Annotated in this window: 17 protein-coding genes; 10 read left to right on the top strand and 7 right to left on the bottom strand. The window is 71.9% G+C overall.

Translation table 11 applies throughout. The features are described 5' to 3' along the window. Nucleotides 1-35: 35 nt before the first annotated feature. From VFZ92_RS04630 to VFZ92_RS04620, 3 genes are all read left to right on the top strand, one after another. The gene (locus VFZ92_RS04630) at nucleotides 36-1,427 is read left to right on the top strand and encodes a sigma 54-interacting transcriptional regulator (RefSeq protein WP_330874430.1); all 1,392 of its coding nucleotides are present in this window, start codon (nucleotides 36-38) and stop codon (nucleotides 1,425-1,427) included. Continuing rightward, entirely contained in the window at nucleotides 1,424-3,367 is a 1,944-nt protein-coding gene (locus VFZ92_RS04625) for a VWA domain-containing protein (protein ID WP_330874429.1), read from the top strand. Before VFZ92_RS04630 ends, VFZ92_RS04625 begins: the two co-directional genes overlap by 4 nt. Before the next feature lie 63 nt (nucleotides 3,368-3,430). Beyond that, nucleotides 3,431-4,099 (top strand): hypothetical protein, encoded by a 669-nt coding sequence (locus tag VFZ92_RS04620; protein ID WP_330874428.1) that lies wholly within the window; start codon nucleotides 3,431-3,433, stop codon nucleotides 4,097-4,099. On the opposite strand, the gene ctaD is transcribed toward VFZ92_RS04620, so the two are convergent. Then, nucleotides 4,096-5,853, bottom strand: coding sequence for a cytochrome c oxidase subunit I (ctaD, locus tag VFZ92_RS04615; protein WP_330874427.1), 1,758 nt, complete (start codon nucleotides 5,851-5,853; stop codon nucleotides 4,096-4,098). The genes VFZ92_RS04620 and ctaD overlap by 4 nt on opposite strands. Before the next feature lie 70 nt (nucleotides 5,854-5,923). Further along, nucleotides 5,924-6,745, bottom strand: coding sequence for a slipin family protein (locus VFZ92_RS04610; protein ID WP_330874426.1), 822 nt, complete (start codon nucleotides 6,743-6,745; stop codon nucleotides 5,924-5,926). A 179-nt stretch (nucleotides 6,746-6,924) separates the two neighbouring features. Between VFZ92_RS04610 and VFZ92_RS04605 the strand changes: the two genes are divergently transcribed. Beyond that, the gene (locus VFZ92_RS04605) at nucleotides 6,925-9,009 is read left to right on the top strand and encodes an MMPL family transporter (RefSeq protein WP_330874425.1); all 2,085 of its coding nucleotides are present in this window, start codon (nucleotides 6,925-6,927) and stop codon (nucleotides 9,007-9,009) included. Between the two features lie 10 nt (nucleotides 9,010-9,019). Further along, on the top strand, nucleotides 9,020-10,258 hold the full coding sequence (gene mshC, locus VFZ92_RS04600) for a cysteine--1-D-myo-inosityl 2-amino-2-deoxy-alpha-D-glucopyranoside ligase (protein ID WP_330874424.1): 1,239 nt from the start codon (nucleotides 9,020-9,022) through the stop codon (nucleotides 10,256-10,258). A gap of 109 nt (nucleotides 10,259-10,367) precedes the next feature. Here the strand turns inward: mshC and VFZ92_RS04595 are convergent, their stop codons facing one another. Continuing rightward, entirely contained in the window at nucleotides 10,368-12,179 is a 1,812-nt protein-coding gene (locus VFZ92_RS04595) for a S8 family peptidase (RefSeq protein WP_330874423.1), read from the bottom strand. 525 nt (nucleotides 12,180-12,704) lie between these two features. On the opposite strand from VFZ92_RS04595, the gene VFZ92_RS04590 reads away from it, so the two are divergent. Both VFZ92_RS04590 and VFZ92_RS04585 read left to right on the top strand, forming a co-directional pair. Then, on the top strand, nucleotides 12,705-13,832 hold the full coding sequence (locus tag VFZ92_RS04590) for a S1 family peptidase (RefSeq protein ID WP_330874422.1): 1,128 nt from the start codon (nucleotides 12,705-12,707) through the stop codon (nucleotides 13,830-13,832). Nucleotides 13,833-14,090: 258 nt separating this feature from the next. After that, a complete protein-coding gene (locus VFZ92_RS04585; protein ID WP_330874421.1) occupies nucleotides 14,091-16,574 on the top strand; it encodes a terpene synthase family protein in 2,484 nt (827 codons plus the stop codon). On the opposite strand, the gene VFZ92_RS04580 is transcribed toward VFZ92_RS04585, so the two are convergent. Then, a complete protein-coding gene (locus tag VFZ92_RS04580) occupies nucleotides 16,547-17,035 on the bottom strand; it encodes a GbsR/MarR family transcriptional regulator (protein ID WP_330874420.1) in 489 nt (162 codons plus the stop codon). The two genes, VFZ92_RS04585 and VFZ92_RS04580, sit on opposite strands and share 28 nt — an antisense overlap. A gap of 90 nt (nucleotides 17,036-17,125) precedes the next feature. Between VFZ92_RS04580 and VFZ92_RS04575 the strand changes: the two genes are divergently transcribed. Further along, a complete protein-coding gene (locus tag VFZ92_RS04575; protein ID WP_330874419.1) occupies nucleotides 17,126-18,031 on the top strand; it encodes an ABC transporter ATP-binding protein in 906 nt (301 codons plus the stop codon). Next, nucleotides 18,028-19,701 carry an ABC transporter permease gene (locus VFZ92_RS04570; protein ID WP_330874418.1) on the top strand — a complete coding sequence of 558 codons (1,674 nt, stop codon included), beginning with the start codon at nucleotides 18,028-18,030 and terminating at the stop codon, nucleotides 19,699-19,701. The genes VFZ92_RS04575 and VFZ92_RS04570 overlap by 4 nt, the downstream gene beginning before the upstream one ends. Nucleotides 19,702-19,723: 22 nt before the next feature. Here the strand turns inward: VFZ92_RS04570 and VFZ92_RS04565 are convergent, their stop codons facing one another. From VFZ92_RS04565 to VFZ92_RS04555, 3 genes are all read right to left on the bottom strand, one after another. Further along, a complete protein-coding gene (locus tag VFZ92_RS04565) occupies nucleotides 19,724-20,911 on the bottom strand; it encodes an MFS transporter (RefSeq protein WP_330874417.1) in 1,188 nt (395 codons plus the stop codon). A gap of 38 nt (nucleotides 20,912-20,949) precedes the next feature. Then, entirely contained in the window at nucleotides 20,950-22,260 is a 1,311-nt protein-coding gene (locus VFZ92_RS04560; protein ID WP_330874416.1) for a serine hydrolase domain-containing protein, read from the bottom strand. A gap of 94 nt (nucleotides 22,261-22,354) precedes the next feature. Next, nucleotides 22,355-23,251 (bottom strand): PAC2 family protein, encoded by an 897-nt coding sequence (locus tag VFZ92_RS04555; protein ID WP_414719809.1) that lies wholly within the window; start codon nucleotides 23,249-23,251, stop codon nucleotides 22,355-22,357. 50 nt (nucleotides 23,252-23,301) lie between these two features. On the opposite strand from VFZ92_RS04555, the gene metH reads away from it, so the two are divergent. Continuing rightward, complete coding sequence (gene metH / locus VFZ92_RS04550) at nucleotides 23,302-26,826, top strand: methionine synthase (protein WP_330874415.1); 3,525 nt, start codon at nucleotides 23,302-23,304, stop codon at nucleotides 26,824-26,826. Nucleotides 26,827-26,899 lie beyond the last annotated feature (73 nt).

Genomic DNA, 26,899 nt, shown 5'->3' with positions numbered 1-26,899 from the left:
CGACCAGTCTGGCAAACGTGCGTAGCGTCGATCGGGTGACCGCCTCCTCCGCACTTCCCCGTACCGCGGGTGAGCTCCGCGCCGCGGGCCACCTGCCCCGCAGCGTGAAGACCGAGATCCGCGAGAACCTGCTCACCGCACTGCGCGCGGGCAAGAACCCCTGGCCCGGCATCGTCGGCTTCGACCGCACGGTGGTCCCGCAGCTCGAACGCGCCCTGCTGGCCGGGCACGACTTCGTGCTCCTCGGCGAGCGCGGCCAGGGCAAGACCCGCCTGCTGCGCACCCTGATCGGCCTGCTGGACGAGTGGACGCCCGTCATCGAGGGCTCCGAACTGGGCGAACACCCCCTCGACCCGATCACGCCCGAGTCGAGGCGCCGGGCCGAGGAGCTGGGCGACGACCTGCCCGTCACGTGGCGGCACCGCGACCAGCGCTACGCCGAGAAGCTCGCCACGCCGGACACGTCGGTCGGCGACCTCGTCGGCGACATCGACCCGGTCAAGGTCGCCCAGGGCCGCAGCCTCGGCGACCCCGAGACCATCCACTACGGCCTGCTGCCGCGCTCGCACCGCGGCATCATCGCCATCAACGAGCTGCCCGACCTCGCCGAGCGCATCCAGGTGTCGCTGCTCAACGTGATGGAGGAGCGCGACATCCAGGTCCGCGGCTACACGCTGCGGCTGCCGCTGGACGTGCTGCTCGTCGCCACCGCGAACCCCGAGGACTACACCAACCGCGGCCGGATCATCACGCCGCTCAAGGACCGGTTCGGCGCCGAGGTCCGCACGCACTACCCGTTGGAGATCGCCAACGAGGTCGACCTGGTCCGCCAGGAGGCCGACCTGGTCGCCGAGGTCGGCGACCACCTGATCGAGGTCGTCGCCCGGTTCGTGCGGCACCTGCGCGAGTCGTCCGCCGTCGACCAGCGCTCCGGCGTGTCCGCCCGGTTCGCCGTCGCGGCGGCCGAGACCGTCGCCGCGTCCGCGCTGCGCCGGTCCGCGCTGATCGGCGAGACCCCGGCGGTCGCCCGGCCGGTCGACCTGGAGTCCGTGCCCGAGGTGCTGCGCGGCAAGCTGGAGTTCGAGGCGGGGGAGGAGGGGCGCGAGATCGAGATCCTCACGCACCTGCTGCGCCGCTCGATCGCCGACACCGCACGCTCCACGTTCGCCGGGATCGACCTCCGGTCGCTCGCCGACGCCGTGACCGACGGCCACCCCGTCGCCACCGGCGAGCGCGTGCCCGCGGGCACCGTGCTCGCGGCCCTGCCCGAGCTGCCGGTCCTGCACGAGGTCGCGGCCCGCCTGGGCGTCGGCCCGAAGGACCCGGTCGGCCGGATCGCCTCCGCCGTCGAACTGGCGCTGGAGTCGCTCTACCTGACCAGGCAGATCGGCAAGGACAGCGACGACGATCGATCGGTGTACGGATGAGCGGATACCGCTACGGGCGCTACGTCGACGGCCCGGACCCCCTGGCGCCGCCGACGGACCTGCGCGCCGCCATGGACGAGCTGGGCCGCGAGGTCATGGAGGGCTCCTCGCCCGCCGCCGCGCTGCGCGAGCTGCTGCGGCGCGGCGTGCAGGGCACCCGCGGACTCGACGACCTCATGTCCAGGCTGTGGAAGAAGCGGTCGGACATCCAGCGCCGCCACCGGCTCGACGGCACGTTGCAGGAGGTCCAGCGCCTGCTCTCGGAGGCGTTGAGCGCCGAGCGCAAGGCCCTGTTCCCCGAGCCGACCGACGACGCCCGGTTCCGCGAGGCCCAGCTCGACGCGCTGCCCCCCGGCACCGCGGCGGCCGTGCGCGACCTGGCCGAGTACGACTGGCGTTCCCCCGAGGCGCGCGAGTCGTACGAGAAGATCCGGAACCTGCTCGGCCGCGAGCTGATGGACCAGCGCTTCCAGGGCGTGAAGGAGGCGATGAGCAACGTCGACCAGGCATCCGTGCAGCGCGTCCAGGAGATGTTGGCCGACCTGAACGCGCTGCTGGCGGGCCACGCCGCGGGCGACCAGGACACCCCCGCCCGGTTCGACGAGTTCATGCGCGAGCACGGCGAGTTCTTCCCCGAGAACCCGCGCGACGTCGACGAGCTGATCGACGCGCTGGCGGAACGCTCCGCCGCCGCGCAGCGGATGATGAACTCGATGACCGACGAGCAGCGCGCCGAACTGGCGGCGCTGTCGCAGCAGGCCTTCGGCAACTCCGGTGTCGGGCAGCAGCTGTCTCAGTTGGACTCGCTGCTGCAAGGCCTGCGGCCGGGCGAGGACTGGACCGGCTCGTCCCGCTTCCGCGGCCAGAACCCGCTGGGGCTGGGCGAGGGCGCCCTGGCCATGCAGGACCTGGCCGACCTGGACGCGCTGGCCGAGCAGCTCGGCCAGTCCTACCCCGGCGCGCGGCTGGAGGACATCGACGTCGAGTCGCTCGTCCAGCAGCTGGGCGCCGAGGCGGGCGTCGACGCGCGTCGGCTCGCGGAGCTGGAACGCCAGCTGCGCGAGCAGAACCTGCTCGAACGCGGACCCGACGGCGACCTGCGGCTGACCCCGAAGGCGCTGCGGCGCCTGGGCGAGACCGCGCTGCGCGGCGTCGTGGACAGCGTCCGCACCCCGCGCGGCGACCGGGACAGCAACCGGGCGGGCGCGGCGGGCGAGCCGATCGGCAGCACCCGGCCGTGGCAGTTCGGCGACGCCGAGCCGTGGAACGTGCCCCGCACCGTGACCAACGCGGTGCTGCGCGGCGGCGGCGGGCCGGTGTCGCTGGACGTGGTCGACGTCGAGATCACCGAGACCGAGCTGCGGTCGCGCGCGGCCATCGCGCTGTGCGTGGACACGTCGTGGTCGATGGTGCAGGACGGCCGCTGGGTGCCGATGAAGCGCACCGCGCTGGCGCTGCACCACCTGGTGCGCACCAGGTTCCGCACGGACGCGCTGGAGCTGATCACGTTCGGCAGGCACGCCGAGACCGTCGACATCGGCGGGCTCACGTCGCTGGAGGGCGTGTGGGAGCAGGGCACCAACCTGCACCACGCGCTCCTGCTGGCCGGTCGTCACCTGCGCCGCCACCCGGACGCGCAGCCGGTCGTGCTGGTCGTCACCGACGGCGAGCCGACCGCGCACCTGGAGCCGGACGGTGAGGCGGAGTTCCACTACCCGCCGCTGCCGCGCACGCTCGGGAAGACGCTGGTGGAGGTCGACACCATCGCCAAGCTGGGCGCGTCGATCACCGTGTTCAAGCTCGGCGACGACCCCCGCCTGGCCGCGTTCGTCGACACCGTGGCCCGCCGCAGCGGCGGGCGGGTGGTGGCACCGGACGAGGACGGTCTCGGCGCGGCCGTGGTGAGCGACTACCTGAGGGCCCGCAAGCGCAGGCGGTGACCGCGGGAGCGCCCCGGACACGGGTCCGGGGCGCTCCCGCGGCGCACCGGGCACACTGGTCGGGTGGAGACCGAGGGCGCGCGACTGGCGCGGGAGTGGCTGGCCGAGCGGGACGTGGTGCCCGCGGGCGACGGGTGGTGGCACGACGGGCAGGAGTGCTCCGCCAACGAGGTGGCGCACGACTGGACCGACAAGGCCCTCGAAGACCCCGGCCTGGACGACGTCGGGCGGGTGCGGGTGGCGCTGGGGCTGCTCGACCTGCTCGACCAGTACGCCGTGACGATGTACCTCAAGACCACACCGCTGTCGCCGGAGGCCGACGCCCTGTTCTGGGAGGCCTACCGGCGGCGGCTGGAGGCTCCCGCGTCCGCCGAGCCGGTCACCTACTCGCTGTGGGTCGACTGGTTCGAGGACCCGCTGACCGCCGAGGGCGCGTTCGCCGAGGTCGTGGCCCGCCCGGACGACCTCGCCGACGGTCCCCTGCGCCGCAACCGCCGGGTGCTCGCGGTGTCCGGCCCGGTGCCGTGGCGGGCCAAGCGGGCGGTGTACGAGGCCGCCGCCACGGTGCCCGAACTGCACCTCGCTCTCTTCCACGGGCTGCTCGGCAGCCGCTACGACGTGTACGGCGACCTCGACGCCCCGCAGGCCCTCGCCCTGCTGCGCCGGCTGGACCTGCCGGAGGGCACGGCGAACGTGGACGTGCTGCGCGAGGAGCTGGAGGCGCGGCGCTAGGACTCGCGGTCGCGGTCCGCCGCCAGGGCCTCCTCGGTCGTCTCGTCGCGCGGCACCCGGCGCTTGCCCGGTCTCAGCAGCGAGAAGTGGGACTCCTCGCGCATCCGCTCGACCATGTGCGGGTAGTGCAGCTCGAACGCGGGCCGCTCCGAGCGGATCCGGGGCAGTTCGGTGAAGTTGTGCCGCGGCGGGGGTGAGGAGGTGGCCCACTCCAGGGAGTTGCCGAAGCCCCACGGGTCGTCGGCGTTCGCCGGGTCGCCGAAGCGGTAGCTGCGGAACACGTTGTACACGAACGGGAGCACGGAGGCGCCGAGCAGGAACGAGCCGATGGTGGACAGGGTGTTGAGGAACGTGAACCCGTCGCTCGCCAGGTAGTCGGCGTAGCGCCGGGGCATGCCCTCGTTGCCCAGCCAGTGCTGGACCAGGAACGTCAGGTGGAAGCCGAGGAACGTGGTCCAGAAGTGCAGCTTCCCCAGGCCCTCGTCGAGCATCCGGCCGGTCATCTTGGGGAACCAGAAGTAGATCCCGGCGTAGGTGGCGAAGACGATGGTGCCGAACAGCACGTAGTGGAAGTGCGCGACGACGAAGTACGTGTCGGTGACGTGGAAGTCGACCGGCGGCGAGGCCAGCAGGATGCCGGTGAGACCGCCGAGCAGGAACGTGACCAGGAACCCGACGCTGAACAGCATCGGCGACTCGAACGTCAGCCTGCCGCGCCACATCGTGCCGATCCAGTTGAAGAACTTGATGCCCGTCGGCACGGAGATCAGGAACGTCATGAGCGCGAAGAACGGCAGCAGCACCGCGCCGGTGGCGTACATGTGGTGCGCCCACACGGCCACGGACAGCATGGCGATGGCCAGGGTCGCGAACACCATCCCCTTGTAGCCGAACAGGGGTTTGCGGCTGAACACCGGGATGACCTCGGTGATGATGCCGAAGAACGGCAGCGCCACGATGTAGACCTCGGGGTGGCCGAAGAACCAGAACAGGTGCTGCCACAGGATCACGCCGCCGTTGGCGGGGTCGTACACGTGCGCGCCGAGGTGCCGGTCGGCGGCCAGGCCCATGAGCGCGGCGGTGAGGATCGGGAACGCCAGCAGGATCAGGATGCTGGTGACCAGGATGTTCCAGGTGAAGATCGGCATCCGCCACATCGTCATGCCGGGCGCGCGCAGGCAGATGACGGTGGTGGTCATGTTGACCCCGCCGAGGATCGTGCCGAGGCCGCTCACCGCCAGCCCCATGATCCACAGGTCCGCGCCGATGCCGGGGGTGTGCATCGCGCTGGCGAGCGGCGTGTACGCCGTCCAGCCGAAGTCGGGTGCGCCGCCGGGCGTCAGGAACGAGGACAGGACGATCAGGCCGCCGAAGAGGAACAGCCAGTAGGAGAACGCGTTGAGCCGCGGGAACGCCACGTCCGGCGCGCCGATCTGGAGCGGCAGGACGTAGTTGGCGAACCCGAACAGGATCGGGGTCGCGTAGAGCAGCAGCATGATCGTGCCGTGCATGGTGAACAGCTGGTTGTACTGCTCGTTCGACAGGAACTGGAGGCCGGGCCGCGCCAGCTCGCCGCGCATCAGCAGCGCCATCACGCCGCCGACCATGAAGAACGCGAACGACGTGACGAGGTACAGCAGGCCGATCTGCTTGGGGTCGGTCGTCCTGAACAGGGAGAGCAGCAGCCCGCCCTTGGGACGCGGTCTCGCGGCGCCGGGGTGCACGACAACCGGCGTCGGCCTGAGCACGGTCACGGTGTTCTCCCTCGTCCTCGGACGTGAGCGGTGTCCATCGTCCACCCGCGTCCGGGACCGGGGCAATCGGTCAGCCGGGGAGTCGTCCCTCCGACTTGTTCGGTTCAGGGTCCGCCGCCCGCGCCGCCTGCCGGTCCAGCGCGTCGGAGCTCTTCTCCAGGAACCGCAGCAGCTCCACCGGGAACGGCAGCACGAGCGTCGAGTTCTTCTCCGCCGCCACCTCGACGATCGTCTGGAGCAGCCGCAGTTGCAGGGCGGCGGGCGTGTCCGCCATCGTCCCGGCGGCCTGCGACAGCTTCAGCGACGCCTGGAGCTCGCCGTCGGCGGTGATGATCCGCGCCCGCCGCTCCCGCTCGGCCTCGGCCTGCCGCGACATCGAGCGCTTCATGCCCTCGGGCAGCGCGACGTCCTTGATCTCCACGCGGTCGATGTCGATGCCCCACCCCACGGCGGGCGTGTCGATCATCAGCTCCAGGCCCTGGTTCAGCCGCTCGCGGTTGGACAGCAGGTCGTCCAGCTCGCTCTTGCCGATGATCGAGCGCAGCGACGTCTGCGCCACCTGGAGGACGGCGAACCGGTAGTCCTCGACGTTCACCACCGCGCGCACCGGGTCGACGACCTTGAAGTACACCACCGCGTCCACCCGCAGCGTCACGTTGTCGCGGGTGATGCCGTCCTGCGCCGGGATGGGCAGCGTGACGATCTGGAGGTTCACCTTCTTCAACCGGTCCACGCCGGGGATGAGCATCGTCAGCCCCGGACCGCGCAGGTGCTCGCGCACCCGGCCGAACCGGAAGACGATGCCCTGCTCGAACTGCTTGATCACGCGGGCGCTCGTCCCGAGGCCCACGGCGGCGAAGCCCAGCACGCCGAGCACGATGTCGAGGATCACCGGGACCATCTCCCTCAGTCACGACCCGCTGTCGAGCGTACGCCCGCGACCGGTCCGGTCGCCGGGTCGCCGCGCCCCCGTGCTGGGGACGAGCGGGCCGCGGCACGCGGTGTGTCCTGGCCGACACGGGGCCCCGACCACCGGGCGGACCCGACCGGCGCCACCTAGCCTTCTGCACCATGAAGTGGCTCCGCTGGACCCTGCCCGCAGTGCTGGTCGCCGTCTGGCTGCTCGTCGGCGGCCTCGGCGGCCCGTTGCAGGGCAAGCTGTCGGAGGTGCAGACGAACGACAACGCGTCGTTCCTCCCCGCGTCGGCGGAGGCCACCGAGGTCGCCGACTGGCAGAAGCGGTTCGCGGACGAGGAGTCGCTGCCCGCGCTCGTCGTGTTCGAGCGCGACGGCGGTCTGACGCCGGACGACCTCGCGGCGATCGGCGACCGGGTCAGGGCCCTCGCGACCTTCGAGGGCGTCGAGGGCCGGGTGATCGGACCGGTGCCCGCCGAGGACGGGCGGGCCGCGCAGGTGATCGTGCCGCTCAAGCCCGTGGGCTCGGAGATCACCGAGGTCGTGGAGGAGCTGCGCGCGTCCGTGCGGGAGGGGCTGCCGTCCGGGCTCACCCCGTACGTCACGGGCCCCGCGGGCATCCTCGGCGACTTCGCCAACGCCTTCGGCGGCATCGACGGGCTGCTGCTGGTCGTGACGGCGGTCGTCGTCGCGCTGATCCTGCTCGTCGTCTACCGCAGCCCGCTGCTGCCGCTCGTGGTGATCCTCAACGCCGGCCTGGCGCTGTCGCTCGCGGTCATCGTCGTGTACCTGCTGGCGCGCGACGACGTGCTGACGCTCAACGGGCAGAGCCAGGGCATCCTGTTCATCCTCGTGTTCGGCGCGTCCACGGACTACTCGCTGCTGCTGGTCGCGCGGTTCCGGGAGGAGCTGCACCGGCACGAGGACCGGTGGAGCTCCCTGCGGACGGCGATGAAGCAGTCGCTGGAGCCGATCGTGGCGTCCGCCGGAACGGTGGTCATCGGACTGCTGTGCCTGCTGCTGTCGGACCTGAAGTCGAACCAGGGCCTCGGTCCGGTGGCGGCGATCGGCATCGCCGCGTCCCTGGTCGCGACGCTCACGTTCCTGCCGGCGATGCTCGCGCTGCTCGGCCGGTCCGCGTTCTGGCCGTTCCGGCCGAAGTTCGACACGGTGGCGCACAAGGAGTCCGGCCTCTGGCAGCGGGTGTCGGCGTTCGTCGGCCGCCGGGCGCGGGCGACGTGGATCGTGACGACGCTGGTGCTGCTGGTGGGGGTCGCGTTCGTGCCGCAGCTCAAGGCGAACGGCGTGGCGCAGACCGACTTCTTCCTCAACCCGGTCGAGTCGGTGACCGGCCAGGAGGTGCTGACCGAGCACTTCGACGGCGGCACCGGGTCGCCCGCGGTGATCATCGTGGAGCGGTCGGCCGCGCAGGAGGCCGTGGCCAGGGCCAGGGCCGTGCCCGGCGTCGCGGAGGTCGCGCCGTCCTCGGACAAGGTCGTCGACGGCAGGGTGGAGCTGCTGGCGACGCTGAAGGCCCCGGCCGACAGCGCGGAGGCGACGGCGGCGCTGCGGCAGCTCCGCACCGACCTGCACCCGGTCGGCGGCGCGCTCGTCGGCGGCGTCACGGCCATCCAGGTCGACGTTCAGGACACCGCGAAGCGCGACCTGCGGGTGATCATCCCCGTGGTGCTGCTGGTGATCTTCCTCATCCTGGCGCTGCTGCTGCGCGCCCTGCTGGCCCCGCTGCTGCTGATCGCGACCGTCGTCCTGTCGTTCGCCGCGACCCTGGGCGTGGCCGCGCTGGTGTTCAACGACCTGCTGGACTTCCCCGGCGCGGACCCGAGCGTGCCGCTGTTCGCGTTCGTGTTCCTGGTGGCGCTGGGGATCGACTACAACATCTTCCTGATGACGAGGGTGCGCGAGGAGTCCATCCGGCACGGCACCCGCGAGGGCACGCTGATCGGGCTCTCCGTCACGGGCGGGGTGATCACCTCGGCCGGTGTCGTGCTCGCCGCGACGTTCGCCGCGCTCGCCGTCCTGCCGATCCTGTTCCTCGCGCAGATCGCGTTCCTGGTGGCGTTCGGCGTCCTGCTCGACACGCTCATCGTGCGCTCGCTGCTCGTGCCCGCGCTGACCGTCGACATCGGCCGCGCGGTCTGGTGGCCGTCGGCGCTGTCGCGCAGGGGTGTGACCGCCGTCCCAGAGGCCGAGAAGTCCTCCCGGTCCCCGCACTCGGGTTAGGGTCGAACCCATGCAGACCTGGTCATCCATCCCAGTGCCGCGGGTAGCGGGCGAGCCTCGACCCCTGCGGTTGTTCGACACGGCCACGGGCGAGGTCCGCCCCACGGCGCCGGACGACACCGCCAGGTTGTACGTCTGCGGCATCACGCCGTACGACGCCACGCACCTCGGCCACGCGGCCACGTACCTGGCCTTCGACCTCGTGCACCGGCTGTGGCTCGACAACGGCCACGACGTCCACTACGTGCAGAACGTCACGGACATCGACGACCCGCTGCTGGAGCGCGCGGCCCGCGACCAGGACGACTGGGTCGTGCTCGGGATGCGGGAGACCGCCCTGTTCCGCGAGGACATGGAGGCGCTGCGGGTCCTGCCCCCGCGCCAGTACATCGGCGCGGTCGAGGCGATCCCGGAGATCGTCGAGGCCATCGCGAAGCTCGTCGCCGACGGCGCCGCCTACCGCGTGGACGACGCCGAGTACCCCGACGTGTACTTCGACCACACCGTGACCGGCCGGTTCGGCTACGAGTCGAACTACGACGAGCAGACGATGCTGGGCTTCTTCGCCGAGCGCGGCGGCGACCCCGACCGCCCCGGCAAGCGGCACCCGCTGGACGCCCTGCTGTGGCGCCTGGAGCGGCCGGGCGAGCCCGCGTGGCCGTCGGACCTCGGCGCGGGCCGCCCCGGCTGGCACATCGAGTGCAGCGCCATCGCCCTCAACCGCCTCGGCACGGCGTTCGACGTCCAGGGCGGCGGCTCCGACCTGGTCTTCCCGCACCACGAGTACAGCTCCGCGCACGCGGAGGCGCTGACCGGCCAGCACCCGTTCGCCCGGCACTACGTGCACGCGGGCATGATCGGCCTGGACGGGGAGAAGATGTCGAAGTCCAGGGGCAACCTGGTCTTCGTGTCGAAGCTGAGGGCCGAGAAGGTCGACCCGAACGCCGTCCGCCTCGCCCTGTTCGCGGGCCACTACCGGTCCGACCGGCCGTGGAGCGCCGCACTGCTCGACGAGGCCCTGACCAGGCTCGACCGCTGGCGCGCCGCGGCGGCACTGGTGGCGGGCCCCGCCGCCGAGGACACGATCGCGCGGCTGCGCGAGCACCTCGGCAACGACCTGGACACCCCGCGCGCGCTGGCCGCGGTGGACGCGTGGGCGGCCGACGCGCTGGCGACCGGCGGCTCCGACCACTCGGCGCCCGCGCTCGTGCGCGAGGCCGTGGACGCGCTGCTGGGCGTCGCGCTCTAGCCCCTGGAGAGCACGAAGGCCGTCCTGCGTCGAGCAGGACGGCCTTCTCCGTGCTGTGCGGGAGCCCGTGGGTGAGCCCTGGCGGCTCACCCACGGGAGGGATCAGGACCTACGCGTCGAGCGTCCACGAGTCGATGCGACCCGTGTCGAGGGACGCCTGGTCGCGGACCCGCAGCTTCCAGGTACCGGCGGCGACCTCGCTGGAGGCGTTCACCGTGTACGTCTGGTTGATGTTGTCGGTGCTGCCACCGGTGCGGTTGTGCAGGTTGTACGAGGTGCCGTCCGGCGCGACGAGGTCGACGACGAGGTCACCCTTGTAGGTGTGGACGATCGCGACCGTCACCGTGGTGGTGGCCGAGGCGTTGCCGGAGCAGGACAGGGCGATGGAGCTGCTCACGTCCGAGTTGTCCGGGATCGCCACGTCGGTGCCGTTGGTCGCCGCGTCGCAGCCGGAGCCGACCGGGTTGACGACCCAGGAGAAGGTCGCCGTGCCGGTCTTCGCGGCGGCGTCGGTCACCGTCACCGTCACCGACGAGGTGCCCGCGGTGGTCGGCGTGCCGGAGACCAGGCCCGAGGAGCTGATCGACAGACCGGCCGGGAGACCGGACGCCGCGAAGGTGTACGGCGAGGTGCCGCCGGACGCCGCGAGCTGGAGGTTCACCGCGGTGCCCACGGTGCTCGCCTGCGCGCCGGGGTTGGTGACCGACGGGTTGCCGGGCACGCCACCGGTGCCGGTGAACAGCAGCTTGTTCGGCGAGCCGGTGCCGGGGTTCGTGACCTTGTCGCTGGTCGCGGCGTTGACGATCGCGGAGTGCACGGTCGCCGGGCTCGCGGTCGGGTTGCCCGCCAGGTAGAGGGCCACGGCACCCGCGACGTGCGGCGTCGCCATCGACGTGCCGCTGATGTTGTTCGTGGCCGTGTCGTTGGTGTTCCACGACGACACGATGTTCTGGCCGGGGGCGTAGAGGTCGGTGCAGGTGCCGTAGTTCGAGAACGAGGCACGCGCGTCGGTGTTGGTCGACGCGTTCACCGTGAGGGCCGTCGCGACGCGTGCCGGGGAGAAGTTGCACGCGTTGGTGTTCGAGTTGCCCGAGGCGATGGCGTAGGAGACACCGGAGGCGATGGAGTTCGCGACCGCGTTGTCCAGGGTCGTGTCGACGCCGCCACCGAGGCTCATGTTGGCCACGGCGGGCTTGATCGCGTTCGCGGTCACCCAGTCGATGCCCGCGACGACGCCCGCGGTCGTGCCGGAGCCCGCGCAGTTCAACACCTTGACGGCGACGATGGAGACGCCCTTCGCGACGCCGTACTCGGCGCCGCCGACCGTGCCCGCCACGTGCGTGCCGTGGCCGTTGCAGTCGGAGTTGTTGCCGTCACCGGAGGTGTTGGTGCCCCACGTCGCCCGGCCGCCGAAGGTGGAGTGCGTGGTGCGCACACCGGTGTCGACGATGTAGGCGTGCACGTTCGACGCCGTCGTGCCGTAGGTGTAGCTGTTGTCGAGGGGCAGGTTCTGCTGGTCGATCCGGTCGATGCCCCACGAGGGGACGGGCGACTGGGTGTCGGCGAGCGTGACCACAGCGTCCTGCTGGACGTAGGCGACCGTGGGGTCCGCGGCGAGCTTGCGGGCCTGGTCGGCGGTCATCGTGACGGAGAAGCCGTTGATCGCGTGCTTGAACGCGGCACGCACCTGGCCGCCGTACTTCGAGGTCAAGGAGCCCGCCGTCCGCGCGGACTCGGCCCGCGGCGACGCGCTCTCCTTGAGCGTGACGATGTAGCTGTCCTTGACGGCGTCGGCGCGGTCAGCGCCGAGGATCTGACCTTCGGCCGACGCGGGTGCGGCGGCGGTGATGGCCAGGGCGATCGCCGCGGTGGCGGCCATGCCCAATCCGGCCAGACGTCTGGTGATCCGAGCGTCTCCCATTGCAGGTGTCTCCCTCAAGACGGGGTCGCTCAGCCGTTCGGCGGTGCCGAACGACTGAGCCGCAGGGTAGGGACATTCGCGCGAACGGGTGAAACGGTAATCGACCGGTCACAGAAGATAGTCGTGACATTCGACGGCCGGGAGTAGGACCGATCGTTGCAACTTGGCGCGGATAATTACCCGTTGACATGCGAAAACCGGGAACCGTGTTTAAGGGCCCCGGCTACTGGGAACGCGCGTCGCGGCTATCTCATTCGGCCGGATGGCCGCTACCGTCGGGCGGCTCTACCTACTTCCGGGTACGCCTGCATAGCGTCACCCGTTAGGAGGACCGGAACCGAGTCGAGTGGTTCAGGGCCGATGGGGACGCGGAGCGTGTCGCAGGTGCGGCCACGCCGCAACGTGGTCGATCTCCTCATCGCGGCCGGGACGCTCGGCGTTACAGCTCCACTCGACGTCGGCTCGGCACCGGTCCACCTCGCCCCCCAGGGGGCGTTCCCCGCAGCCGAGGAAGAGGAGAGCTGGATGAAGTGCACGAGTGTTGCGCGGGCGGCTGGAGCAGTGGTGCTCGCGACCCTCACGGTGGTGCCCGGAACGGCCCTGGCCTCGGCCTCGGACCCGACGGCCGCGCTGCCCGCTGAGGTGTTGGCCGCCTACCAGCGCGACCTCGGGTTGGATTCGGGCGAGGCGAAGGCGCGATTGGAGTTGGAGCGGACGGCCGCGGCGACGCAGAAGTCGGTCCAGGAGTTCACCGGGGCCGCCTACGGCGGGGCGTGGTTCGACGCGGACAGCGGGAAGCTCGTCGTGGGTGTCACCGACGAGGCGAGGTCCAGGGTGGTGAGGGCGCTCGGCGCCGAGCCGAAGCTGGTGGCGCACAGCGCGACGACGCTGACCGACACCAAGAACGAGATCGACCGGGCGGGCAGGGCCCCCGGCGCGGTGACCGGCTGGTACGTCGACACCGAGGCGAACTCGGTCGTGGTGACCGTGAAGCGCGGCGCCGTCGACGGCGAGGTGTCGCGGTTCCTCGACACCGCCAAGGCCGCGGGGCCGGTCTCGGTCGTGGAGACCGACCGGGCGCCCAGGCTGTACGCGGACATCCGCGGCGGCGACGCCTACAACATCAACAACCAGTCGCGGTGCTCGATCGGGTTCGCCGTGTCCGGCGGGTTCGTGTCGGCGGGCCACTGCGGCTCGCCGGGTGACCCGGTGACGTCCGGTGGTCAGTCGATGGGCTCGTTCGAGGGGTCCTCGTTCCCCGGCGACGACTACTCGTACGTGACCACCGGTTCCGGCTGGACGCCCACGGCGAAGGTCAACCACTACGGCGGCGCGGACGTGATCGTGTCGGGGTCGACCGAGGCGGCCGTCGGTGCCTCGGTGTGCCGCTCCGGTTCCACGACCGGGTGGCACTGCGGGACCGTGCAGGCGAAGGACCAGACGGTGAACTACCAGGAGGGCTCGGTCTCGGGCCTCACGCGGACGAACGCGTGCGCCGAGCCCGGTGACTCGGGCGGCTCCTGGGTCAGCGGCACCCAGGCCCAGGGCGTGACGTCCGGCGGCTCCGGTGACTGCACCTCCGGCGGGGAGACGTACTTCCAGCCGGTCAACGAGATCCTGTCCGTCTACGGGGTCAGCCTGATCACCGGCTGACCGCCGTCGCGACACCGGTGGGCCACCTCGGGACCGGGTGGCCCACCGGTGCGCGCGGGTCTCACCACCGGGTGAACTTCGAGGTGGGGCGCTCCTGGGGCGAACCGGCCGCCGCGGTGATCACCCCCACGGTCAGTAGCGCGGGTGTCACCCGCCAGAACAGGCCGTCCGCTCCAATGGCCGTTGTCCGGTCGCGGCCCCGGTTGCGAGGGTCTTCTACCGAGCCCCCAGCAGCCGGCCGAAGGAGCAGTCCCACCCATGCAGGCGTTCACGCTGCCCGACTTCTACCTGCCCCACCCGGCCAGGATCAACCCCCACCTGGAGCGCACGCGGTCGCACAGCGCGGCCTGGGCCGAGGCGATGGGGATGCTGTCGGCCCCGAAGCCCGGTGGCGGTGTCGTCTGGACCGAGTCCGCCCTCGCGCGCATGGACTACGCGCTCATGTGCGCCTACACCCACCCGGACTGCGGCGGCGACGCGCTCGACCTGATCACCGACTGGTACGTCTGGGTCTTCTTCTTCGACGACCACTTCCTGGAGCAGTTCAAGTACACCCGCGACCGCAGGGGGGCGCAGGCCTACCTGGACCGGCTCGAACGGTTCATGACGGCGGGCGACGAGCAGGCCCCCGAGGTGACCAACCCCGCCGAGGCCGGGCTGCACGACCTGTGGCGGCGCACCGTCCCGTCCATGTCGGACGGCTGGCGCCGCCGGTTCACCACCGTGACGCACAACCTGATGGTCGAGTCCCTGTGGGAGCTCGACAACATCGAGCTGGGGCGGATCGCGAACCCGATCGAGTACCTCCAGATGCGCCGCCGGGTCGGCGGTGCCCCGTGGTCGGCCGGGCTGGTCGAGTACGCGGTCGGCGCGGAGGTCCCGGACGCCGTCGCGGCCCTGCGGCCGATGCGGCTGCTGTCGGACACGTTCTCCGACGCCGTGCACCTGCGCAACGACCTGTTCTCCTACCAGCGCGAGGTCGAGGAGGAGGGCGAGAACTCGAACGCCGTGCTGGTGTTCGAGGAGTTCCTCGGCTGCACCACCCAGCAGGCCGCCGACCTCGTCAACGAGCTGCTGACCTCGCGGCTGCACCAGTTCGAGAACACCGCGCTGGTCGAGGTGCCCGCGCTGATGGCCGAGCACCGCGTCCCGCCGCACGAGCAGCTCGGCGTGGCCGCGTACGTGAAGGGGTTGCAGGACTGGCAGTCCGGCGGCCACGAGTGGCACGCCGTGTCCAGCCGGTACATGAACGAGGAGGCGGCGACCGGCACCAGCGTCCTCGGTGGACCGTCCGGGTTCGGCACGTCGGCCAGCCGCATGTTCTCACCCGCAGCCACCGGGATGCGGCGGCGGGAGCGGCAGTTCGGCTTCACGCCCTTCGAGCGGGTCGGCCACCTGCCGCTGCCGGACTTCCACATGCCGTTCGACGTCAGGACGAGCCCGCACCTCGACGCCGCCCGCGAGTACTCCGTCGGCTGGGCGCGTGCGATGGGGATGTTCGGCTCGATCTGGGACGAGCGGAAGTTCGCGGGCTTCGACTTCGCGCACTGCGCCGCGATGATCGACGCCGACGCCACCCCCGACGGCCTCAACCTCACCTCGGACTGGCTCGCCTGGGGCACCTACGGCGACGACTACTTCCCGCTGGTGTTCGGCGCCGCGCGCAACGTCGCGGCGGCCAAGGCGTGCAACGAGCGGCTGTCGCTGTTCATGCCGGTCGACGGGAGCGGGACCCCCGAGCCGACGAACCCGATCGAGCTGGGCCTCCAGGACCTGTGGCGGCGCACCGCCGGACCGATGGAGCCCGGCGCCCGCCAGGAGTTCCGCCACGCCGTCGAGGCCATGACGGAGAGCTGGGTCTGGGAGGTCTTCAACCAGGCGCAGCACCGGGTGCCCGACCCCGTCGACTACGTCGAGATGCGGCGCCGGACGTTCGGCTCGGACATGACGATGAGCCTGAACCGCCTGGCGAACTGGAACTCCGTGCCGCGGGAGATCTACGACACGCGGGTGATCCGCGAGATGGAGACGGCGGCCCAGGACTACGCCTGCTTCACGAACGACCTCTTCTCGTACCAGAAGGAGGTCGAGTTCGAGGGCGAGGCGCACAACATGGTCGTCGTGGTCGAGAACTTCCTGGAGGTCGACCGGCTCACCGCCAGGGACGTCGTCGCGAAGCTGATGACCGACCGGATGCGCCAGTTCGAGCACATCGTCGCGAACGACCTGCCGAAGCTGTTCGAGGAGCTCGACCTGGACGACTCGGTGCGCGCGATCCTCACCAGGCAGGCCGAGGGGTTGAAGGAGTGGATGTCCGGCATCCTGGAGTGGCACCGGAAGGTGGTGCGCTACGGCGAGGCCGAGCTGCGGCGCGACCGCGCCGCGAGCCCGCCGGAGGTGCGCGCGAGCGGGTTCGGGCGGCCCGGCGGGTTCGGGCGGACGGGGTTCGCGGTGTCCGGCGCCGGTCTGCCGGGGTCGACGGTGGCCGCCGCGCGGACGTGGACGCCACCGAGCGCGCCCGTGGGGGCCGTGCCGGGTGGGCCTGTCGTGACCGTGCCGGGTGTGCCGGTGCGGGGTGTGTCGGGTGGGCCTGTCGTGACCGCGCCGAGCGCGCCCGTGGGGGCCGTGCCGGGTGGGCCTGTCGTGACCGCGCCGAGCGAGCCGGTGCGGGGCGCGCCGTCGGCTCGGGGGCTGGGCACCTCGGCCGCGCGGGTTCAGGTGCCGAAGGTCTCCTCGCGGTAGACGCGCCACCGTTCGAGCATCCCCGGCATCTCCCGGTGGATGAACCGGAAGAAGGCCAGCGTCTCGTTGAGGCGCCTGCCCGCCGGGGTGTCGGGACCCAGCGTCTCGACACCCTCCTTCAGGGGCACGGCCCAGCGCTCCAGCATCTGGTCCTTGTGGAAGACGGCCTCGTACCAGACGTCGTCGGACACCTGGAACACGTCGCGGCGGGAGCCCACCTCCCGCTCGCGGCGCACCAGCTCGACCTGGCCCAGGTAGCGCACGGCCCCGGAGATCGCGGCGGGGGAGACCTGGAGCAGCTCGCCCAGCTCGGCCGCGGTCATCCGCCCCGTATCGCTGACCAGGAGCGTCACGAAGACCCGCGCGGGCATCCGCGCCATACCCGAATCGGTGAACACCGAGGAGAAGCGCTCGATGAAGCGCACGACGGCCTGGTTGTCGCGCTCCGCCACTCCGGTCACCTCGGCACCATCCTCTTCGTCCGTTCGACGTGGAATCTTATCCGATTTCACAACTTCACGAAGTTGTGAAATGAGCGTAGCTTACGGTTCATGACTGATGCGATATCCGTGTCGGGCCTGGTGAAGACCTTCGGCCCGACGCGTGCGCTGGACGGTCTCGACCTGACCGTCCGCACCGGTGAGGTGCACGGCTTCCTCGGCCCCAACGGGGCGGGCAAGTCGACCACCATCCGGATGTTGCTGGGGCTGCTGCGAGCCGACGCGGGCACCACCCGCCTGCTCGGCGGCGACCCGTGGAAGGACGCCGTCACCCTGCACCGCAGGCTCGCCTACGTGCCGGGCGACGTCACGCTGTGGCCGACCCTGTCCGGCGGCGAGGTCATCGACCTGCTCGGCAGGCTGCGCGGCGGGCTCGACCACACCCGCCGGGCCGAGCTGCTGGAGCGCTTCGAGCTGGACCCGCGCAAGAAGGGCCGGGCCTACTCGAAGGGCAACCGGCAGAAGGTGGCGCTGGTCGCCGCCCTCGCCTCCGACGTGGAGCTGCTGGTCCTGGACGAGCCGACCTCCGGGCTGGACCCGCTGATGGAGGCCGTGTTCCAGGAGTGCGTCCAGGAGGAGCGGAGCAGGGGCAGGACCGTCCTGCTCTCCAGCCACATCCTCGCCGAGGTGGAGGCCCTCTGCGACCGGGTGAGCATCATCCGCGGTGGTCGGACCGTCGAGTCCGGCACGCTCACCGAGCTGCGCCACCTCACCCGCACCAGCATCTCCGCCGAACTCGCGACCGAGCCGCACGGCCTGGCCGCGCTGCCCGGCGTGCACGACCTGAGGGTCGAGGGGAACCGCGTCCACCTCGACGTGGACACCGAGCAGCTCGACGCCGTCCTCCGGCGGCTCACGCAGGCCGGTGTCCGCGGTCTGGCGAGCCACCCGCCGACCCTGGAGCAGCTCTTCCTCCGCCACTACGAGGCGGAACCCGAGGTCGTGGTGCCGTCGTGAGCGCCGTGGTGTCGCGACCGGATCCCGGAGCCGCCCCGGCGGCGCGGGACGGGGGCGGCCGTGGCGCCGCGGTGACCGGGGGGTTCGCGGGCACCGGCGCCCTGGTGCGGCTCGCGCTGCGCCGCGACCGGATCATGCTCCCCGCCTGGATCGCGGGCGTCGTGGTGCTGGCCGCGGGCTCCGCCGCTGCCGCCGCCGACCTCTACTCGACGGTCGAGTCGCGCGTGGCCTCCGCCACCGCCGCGAACAACACGACCGCGCTGGTCGCGCTGTACGGCCGGGTGTACGACCCGACCTCGGCGGGCGGCATCTCGATGGTCAAGACCGGCGGTCTCGGCGCGGTGCTGATCGCCCTGCTGTCGATCGTCGTCGTGGTCCGGCACACCCGTGCCGAGGAGGAGACCGGACGGCTGGAACTGGTCGGCGCGACCGTCGTCGGCCGGTACGCCCCGCTGTCCGCGGCCCTGGTCGTCGCCGTCGGCACCAACGTGGTGCTGGCCCTGCTCACGGCCGTGAGCGTGGCCGGGGTGGGGATGCCGACGGCGGGCTCGTTCGCGTTCGGCCTCGCCTGGGGCGGTGTGGGGATCGCCTTCGCGGGCATCGCGGCCATCACCGCCCAGGTCTCCTCGACGGCCCGCGGCGCGACCAGCCTGGCCTCGATCGTGCTCGGCGTGGTCTACGTCCTGCGCGCGGTCGGCGACACGGCGGGCCCGGACGGCCCCACCTGGATGTCGTGGCTCTCGCCGATCGGCTGGGGCCAGCAGTTCCGCCCCTACTCGGGCGACCGCTGGTGGGTGCTGCTGGTCCTGCTCGGCTTCGCCGCCGTGGTCGTGCAGGGCGCCTACGCGCTGGTCGAACGCCGCGACCTCGGCGCGGGCCTGGTCGCCGACCGGCTCGGCCCCGCCGGGTCCACGCGGCTGGGCAGCCCGCTCGCGCTGGCCTGGCGCCTGCACCGCGGCTCGCTGCTCGGCTGGACCGCGGCGTTCGCCGGGGTCGGGCTGGTGCTGGGCAACATCGCGGACAACGTCAGCGGCTTCGTCGACAGCCCGTCCGCGCGGGAGATGGTCGCGAAGCTCGGCGGCACGGACGCGCTCACCGACGCGTTCATCTCCGCCGAGATGGGGATCATGGGCCTGGTCGCGTCGGTCTACGGCATCCAGGCCGCCCTGCGGCTGCGGACCGAGGAGACGGGCCAGCGCGCCGAACCCCTGCTCGCGGGCGCGGTCTCGCGGACCGGCTGGGCGGGGAGCCACCTGGTCATCGCGTTCGGCGGCCCGGTGCTGCTGATCACGGCGATGGGGGTGGGCGCTGGCCTGTCGCACGGCTCGTCGTCCGGCGACATGGGCCGGTTCGGGCCGGTGCTCGTCTCGGCGCTGCTCCAGGTGCCCGCCGTGTGGGTGGTCGGCGGCATCGTGGTGCTCGCGTTCGGCGCCGCTCCGCGCCTGGCCGCCGCCGGGTGGGTCGCGCTCCTGCTGTTCCTGCTGCTCGGCCAGCTCGGGCCGCTGCTGGAGCTGGACCAGTGGGCGATGAACCTGTCCCCGTACACCCACGTCCCGAAGTTCCCCGCCGGGGACGTCGACCCCGTGCCGCTGGTGTGGCTGGTGCTCGTCGCCGCCGCGCTCGTCGCCGCGGGGCTCGCCGCGTTCCGACGCCGGGACGTCACCACCTGACCCGGGAGTCCACCGGGCCGGGCTACACGTGCTCGTCGGGGCGCCCGCGCCGAAGCACCAGCGGGGGCACGAGGACGAGCAGGGCGGCGGGCACGAGGAACGCGAGGACCGGGTCGAGGTGGTACAGGGGCACGAACGCGGTCGGTGACAGGGCGGCGCCGAGGAACCGCAGCGACTGCACGACCGAGACCGAGCCGCCCCTGTTCGGGCCCTCGCCGGTGAGGACCAGGGTGTTCACCCCGACGATGACGCCCTGGCTGCACGCGCCGGTCAGCGCCCAGAGGAGACCGACCGCCCACAGCGCCGGGAGCGTCGCCACCGCGGCCAGCAGCACCCCACCGGTCGCCGTGCCCACCAGCACGCAGCGCCGGGCGCCGAACCGGTCCACCGCGCGGCCCACCAGCCGGGCGGTGAGGATGCCGGCCAGGCCGAAGCCCGTCAGGACCAGGCCGCGCTGCCCCGCGCTCAGCCCGAAGTCGTCGCCGAGGCGGAACGCGACCAGGAACGACAGACCGCCGAGGCAGCCCCAGGCCACGAAGGCCGTGACGGCGATCCTCACCACCGACGGGCGCCACGCGCTGCGCAGCCGCGGGCGCTCGCCCGAGGGGGCGGTGGTCCTCGGCAGTCCGATCCAGGCGAGCAGCGCCGCCACCACCGCGGCACCCGCGAACGCCCAGCGCCAGGACGCCTCTGCGGCGAGGCCGCCCACCAGCGGGGCCGAGGTCTGTCCCGCCGCCTGCATGGCCGCGAAGACGCCCAGCGTGCGGCCGAGGCGGTCCTCCCTGGTGACCGCCGCGATGGCCGCGAGCAGCAGCGGGGTGGTGAACGCGTTCGCCGCGCCCTGGACCGCCCTTCCGGCGAGCAGGACGGGGAACGACCAGGAGACGGCGCACAGCACTGAGGCCAGCACGTAGACGAGGTAGGCGGTCCGGACCGTCCGCGGCGCGCCCCAGCGGGCGCCGAGGGTGCCGGAGAACAGCATCAGCCCCGCGAACGGCAGGAGGTACGTCGTGAGGGTCGCCGCCGCCCCGCCGCCGGTCCGGTCGAAGTCCGCGCCGATCTCGGGGAGGATCGACGACGTCATCGCGCCGCCGAAGGGGCCGAGGAAGCCGCCCGCGTACAGGGCGGCGAGGGTGGCCCTGTCCCGCAGGCCGGTGCGGGGTGCCGTCGTGGTCATGGTGGCGCGCTCGTCCTGTGTGGTGGGTCCCACCCGTCCGGTGGTCGTGGACAGTCAACTCCACGTGCCGGTCAGGCGCGGTCGGGGTCCACGGGACGGGACCGCGGCTCGCGCGCGGCGGTCTCCGCCTCCTGCTCCTGGGTCACCTCCAGGGTGTCGTCGTCGAGCAGCCTGATCTCGCAGTCGAGGTCGGCCGCGCGGTAGCGGCCCCGGCCCAGGTGGTGCAGCGGCAGGGGCGGCAGGCCCGGCGCGGTGAGGACCAGGTGGCCGTCGGCCCCGGTGACGGTGAACCGGTAGTCGTCGCGCAGGCGCCACGCGCCCGTCGGGTCGCCCGCGCCCGGAGGCGGCGCGCCGTACCGGCGCTCCGCCTCGGCCAGCAGGCCGAGCAGGATCTCGTCCGCCACCTCGTTGTTGGCCATCACCGCCATCGTGGCCCCGGTCGAGGGCCAGGTGAACGTCCAGCAGCCGTAGCCGACGTTGCCGCCCGTGTGGCCGAACCTGCCCGTCGCGTCGACGTGCACGCCCAGCCCGTAGCCGCCCGGCACCTGCGGGGTCAGCATCTGCTCGGTGGTCTCTCCGGTCAGCAGACCCAGGGCGCCGGTGCGGATCTCCGCGCCCAGCTTCACCAGGTCGGACGGGGTCGTCCAGAGGCCCGCGCCCGCCAGTTCCGGCTGCACCCGCCACCCGCCGCTGACCGGGGTGCCGTCCAGGTGGTGCCCCGCCGCGGCGTCCCGGTGGTGCGGGAACTGCTGGTCGTAGCCGCTGTGCCGCATGCCCAGCGGCTCCAGGACCAGCGAGTGCGCGAGGGAGGCGAACGGGGTGTCGGTGACGTCCTCCAGGAGTTGCTGGAGGACGGCGTAGTGGCTGCCCGAGTAGCGGAAGCGGCTGCCGGGCAGCGTGGTCGCCCGCACCGGCGGGGTGTTGGCGGGCGGCTCGCCGTCCAGGACCTGGCGCAGGGTCGGGATCCGGTCGTCCTGGTGGAAGCCGCGGAACCAGTTGTAGGACAGGCCCGCGGTGTGGGCCAGCAGCTGGCGCACGGTGATCCGGGGCCGCGCGCCGCCGACGTCCGGCAGCCGCCACGAGGTGAGGTAGGTGTGGGCGTCCTCGTCGAGGTCGAGGACGCCCTGGTCCACCAGGCGCAGGGTGCCGAACGCGGCGACGTGCTTGCTGATCGAGCACGCCTGGAAGACCGTCCCGGTGCCGGCCGTCCCGTAGGCCGCGGCCCAGGGCTCGACACCCTCCTGGGCGACGGCGACGCTGACCGCGGGCACCCGGTGCAGGCCCATGAGGTCCAGGAGCGTGGCCCGGTCCGGCGACCGGTGCCGCCTGCGCTGCTGGCGGTCCAGCCCGGCCAGGAACTCGGTCCACTCGGATTCGACCACGGCGGAGCCCACCTCCCGTGAATTGGTCCCACTCTAGGGAGGACGGGCCCCCGGTGGTGCCGCCATCGCGCGTGGCGGTGGCGGCACCCGGTGCCTACAGGCCCGCCGGGCCCTTGCCGGGACCGCGGCCCCGGCGGCGGAGGTAGCGCTCGAACTCCGCCGCGATGGCGTCGCCGCTCTCCTCGGTGATCTCGATCTCCGCGTCGCCGCGCTCCTCCAGGGCACGCACGTAGTTGCGCACGTCCTCGTCCTCGTCCGCCATCTCGCTGACGGTCCGCTCCCACTCCTCGGCCTGCTCCGGCAGCGCGCCGAGCGGCACCTCGACGTCGAGGACCTCCTCGACGCGGTGCAGCAGCGCCAGGGTCGCCTTCGGCGACGGGGGCTGGGAGACGTAGTGCGGCACCGCCGCCCAGAACGAGATGGCGGGGATGCCCGCCTGGACGCACAGGTCCTGGAAGACGCCGACGATCCCGGTCGGACCCTCGTAGCGGGAGCGCTCCAGCCCGTACTTCGCCGCCGACTCCTCGTCGTAGGCGGTGCCGGTCACGGGGACCGGGCGGGTGTGCGGGGTGTCCATGAGCAGCGCGCCCAGCGTCACCACGGTGGTGATGCCGAGGCCCTCGATGTGGCCGAGGAGTTCCGCCGCGAACCTGCCCCACCGCATGTTGGGCTCGATGCCGTGCACCAGGACCACGTCGGTCGCGGAGCCCGGTGGGCGGCACACGGTCAGCCGGGTCGTCGGGAATTCCACCCTTCGGGTGATGCCGTCCACCATGCGGACCGTGGGTCGCGTCACCTGGAAGTCGTAGTAGTCGTCGGGGTCGATCTCCACGAGCGGAGTCGCGTCCCAGGTGAGTTGCAGGTGTTCGATCGCGGTACTGGCTGCGTCTCCAGCGTCGTTCCAGCCCTCGAACGCCGCCACCATGATCGGGTTGGTGAGGGGTTTCCGAGGGTCGTAGGGGGTGGGGGAGGCCTGGTCCGGATCGGTCACCGGGTCAGACTACGACCCGTGGCCAAGTTGGATGCCCGTAGGCTTGGCGCATGGTGGATCGTGTCTCCTCACCTCTGCTGGCCGCTCTCGACGACCGGGTGGTCGTCGCGGACGGCGCGATGGGCACCATGCTCCAGTCGGTAGAGCTCACGCTGGACGACTTCGCAGGTCACGAGGGTTGCAACGAGATCTTGAACATCACCAGGCCCGACGTCGTGCGCGAGGTGCACCGCGCCTACCTGGAGGCCGGGGCTGACGCCGTCGAGACCAACACCTTCGGGGCCAACCTGCCCAACCTCGCCGACTACGGGATCGCCGACCGGATCTTCGAACTGTCCAGAGTGGGCGGTGCGCTGGCCCGCGAGGTGGCCGACGAGTTCGCCGAGCCGGGGCGGCCGAGGTTCGTGCTCGGGTCGGTCGGGCCGGGCACGAAGCTGCCGACGCTGGGGCACGCCCCGTACGCGCGGCTGCGCGACGCCTACCTGGAGCAGGTGAAGGGCCTGCTCGCGGGCGGTGTGGACGCGGTGGTCGTCGAGACCTCGCAGGACCTGCTCCAGACGAAGGCGGCGATCGTCGGCGCCAAGCGGGCGATGGCGGCCGACGGGCGGGCCGTGCCGATCATCGCCCAGGTGACCGTGGAGACGACCGGGACGATGCTGCTCGGGTCGGAGATCGGGGCGGCGCTCACGGCGCTGGAACCGCTCGGGATCGACCTGATCGGGCTGAACTGCGCGACCGGTCCCGCCGAGATGAGCGAACACCTGCGGCAGCTCGCCAAGCACGCGCGCGTCCCGCTGTCGGTGATGCCGAACGCGGGCCTGCCCCGGCTCGGGCCGAACGGCGCCGTGTACCCCCTGTCACCGGAGGAGCTGGCCGAGGCGCTGGCCGGGTTCGTGCGGGACTTCGGGACGCGGCTGGTCGGCGGCTGCTGCGGCACGACCGGCGAGCACATCCGGCAGGTCGTGGCCGCCGTGCGCGACCTCGGCCCCACCCCGCGCAGGCCGAGGCCGGAGCCGGGCGTGTCGTCGCTCTACCAGGCCGTGCCGTTCCGGCAGGACGCGTCCGTGCTGATGATCGGCGAGCGGACCAACGCGAACGGGTCCAAGGCGTTCCGGACGGCGATGCTGGAGGACCGCTTCGACGACTGCGTCGAGATCGCCCGCGACCAGACCCGCGACGGCGCGCACCTGCTCGACCTGAACGTCGACTACGTCGGCCGGGACGGCGCGGCGGACATGACGGCGCTGGCGTCGAGGCTGGCCACCGCGTCGACGCTGCCGATCATGCTGGACTCGACCGAGCCCGAGGTGCTGCGGGCCGGGCTGGAGTGCCTGGGAGGCCGCTGCGCGGTCAACTCGGTCAACTACGAGGACGGCGACGGCCCTGGGTCCCGGTTCCACCGGATCATGGAGCTGGTCGCCGAGCACGGCTCGGCGGTCGTGGCGCTGTGCATCGACGAGGAGGGCCAGGCGCGCACCGCCGAGTGGAAGGTGCGGGTGGCCGAGCGGATCATCGCCGACCTGACCGGGAACTGGGGGGTGCGGGCCGAGGACATCATCGTCGACTGCCTCACGTTCCCGATCTCCACCGGGCAGGAGGAGGTGCGCCGGGACGGGATCGAGACCATCGAGGCCATCCGCGAGCTGAAGCGGCGCCACCCGGACGTGCAGACGACGCTGGGCCTGTCGAACGTCTCGTTCGGACTGAACCCGGCCGCGCGGCAGGTGCTGAACTCCGTGTTCCTGCACGAGTGCGCGCAGGCCGGTCTGGACTCGGCGATCGTGCACGCCTCGAAGATCATCCCGATGGCGCGGATCCCCGACGAGCAGCGCGCGGTCGCCCTGGACCTGGTGCACGACCGCCGCCGCGAGGGCTACGACCCGTTGCAGCGGCTGATGGAGCTGTTCGAGGGCGTGACCACGTCGTCGGACAGGGCGTCGCGCGCGGAGGAGCTGGCCGCGCTGCCGCTGTTCGAGCGGCTGGAGCGCCGGATCGTGGACGGCGAGCGGGTCGGCCTGGAGGACGACCTGGACGGCGCGCTGGAGCAGCGGCCCGCGTTGCAGATCATCAACGACACGCTGCTGTCCGGCATGAAGACCGTCGGCGAGCTGTTCGGCTCCGGCCAGATGCAGCTGCCGTTCGTGCTCCAGTCCGCCGAGGTGATGAAGACCGCCGTGGCGCACCTGGAACCGCACATGGAGCGCGCCGACGACGGCGGCAAGGGCCGGATCGTGCTCGCCACCGTCAAGGGCGACGTCCACGACATCGGCAAGAACCTGGTCGACATCATCCTGACCAACAACGGCTACCGGGTGGTGAACCTCGGCATCAAGCAGCCGCTCGGCAACATCCTGGCGGCCGCGGCGGAGCACCGCGCCAATGCGGTCGGCATGTCCGGGCTGCTGGTCAAGTCGACGGTGATCATGCGCGAGAACATGCTCGAGATGACCCGCCAGGGCCTGGAGCTGCCGGTCATGCTGGGCGGCGCCGCGTTGACCCGCCAGTACGTCGAGCAGGACTGCGTCGCCGCCTACGGCGCCGGCCGCGTCGCCTACGCGCGCGACGCCTTCGACGGCCTGCACCTGATGGACCGCATCGTCAACGGCGGCTTCGACGCGTATCTCGCCGATCGCCAGGAGCAGGCCAAGGCGCGACCGGCGCGCAAGAAGCCCGCCCGCACCCTTGCGGCGGTGAACGGCGATGCTGCTGCCGGCGCCATCCGGCCGGTCGATGTCGAGGCGAGCCGCCTGCGCCGCAACGAGCTCTCGCGCGGCATCGAGGTGCCGCAGCCGCCGTTCTTTGGCGCGCGCGTGCTCGAGCACGTGCCGGTCAAGGCGCTGCTGCCCTACCTCAATGAGAACATGCTCTATCAGTTTCACTGGGGCTATAAGAAGAACGGCCGCTCGCTGCCGGATTTTCTCGCCTGGGCCGGCAAGGAGCTGCGCCCGATCCTGGTCGACCTGGTCGAGGAGACGGAGCAGGAGCGGGTGTTCGCGCCCAAGGCGGTGTACGGCTATTTTCCCGCTGCGGGCGACGGCAATGCGGTGGTGCTGTTCGACCCCGACGACCACGCCCGCGAGATCGTGCGCTTCCACCTGCCGCGCCAGGACAAGGCCAACGGCCTCTGCATCGCCGATTTCCTGCGCGACATCTCTGAACCGGAGCGCGACGTGATCGGGCTGCAGGTGGTGACCGTCGGCCAGCGCGCCTCCGACGTCGCGCGCGAATGGTTTTCCGCCGATCGCTACAACGACTACGTCCGCCTGCACGGGCTCGGCGTCGAGCTGGCCGAGGCGCTGGCGGAATATGTCCACAAGCGCTTTCGCAGCGAATTGGGTTTCGGCCATCTCGATGCGCGCGACCGGGCCGAGCTGATCAAGCAGGGCTACCGCGGCTCGCGCTATTCGTTCGGCTACCCCGCCTGCCCCAACCTCGCCGACCAGCGTCAGCTCCTGGCGCTGCTGGACGCCTCCCGCATCGGCGTCGAGCTCGGCGACGAGGACCAGCTCTGGCCCGAGCAAAGCACCTCCGCCATCGTCCTCCACCACCCCCAGGCGCGGTATTTCAACGTGTAACCTCGGGGCTGCCTCGCCCGCAGTTCGATCTCATGCTTGAGTGGCGAAGCAATTTGCCGCAAACTTGAGGACG

Origin of the sequence: Umezawaea sp. (genome assembly GCF_036375055.1) — a bacterium.
Lineage (GTDB): Bacteria > Actinomycetota > Actinomycetes > Mycobacteriales > Pseudonocardiaceae > Umezawaea.
Note: the sequence above shows the minus strand (reverse complement) of the source record. Positions and strands in the feature narration are given on the sequence as shown.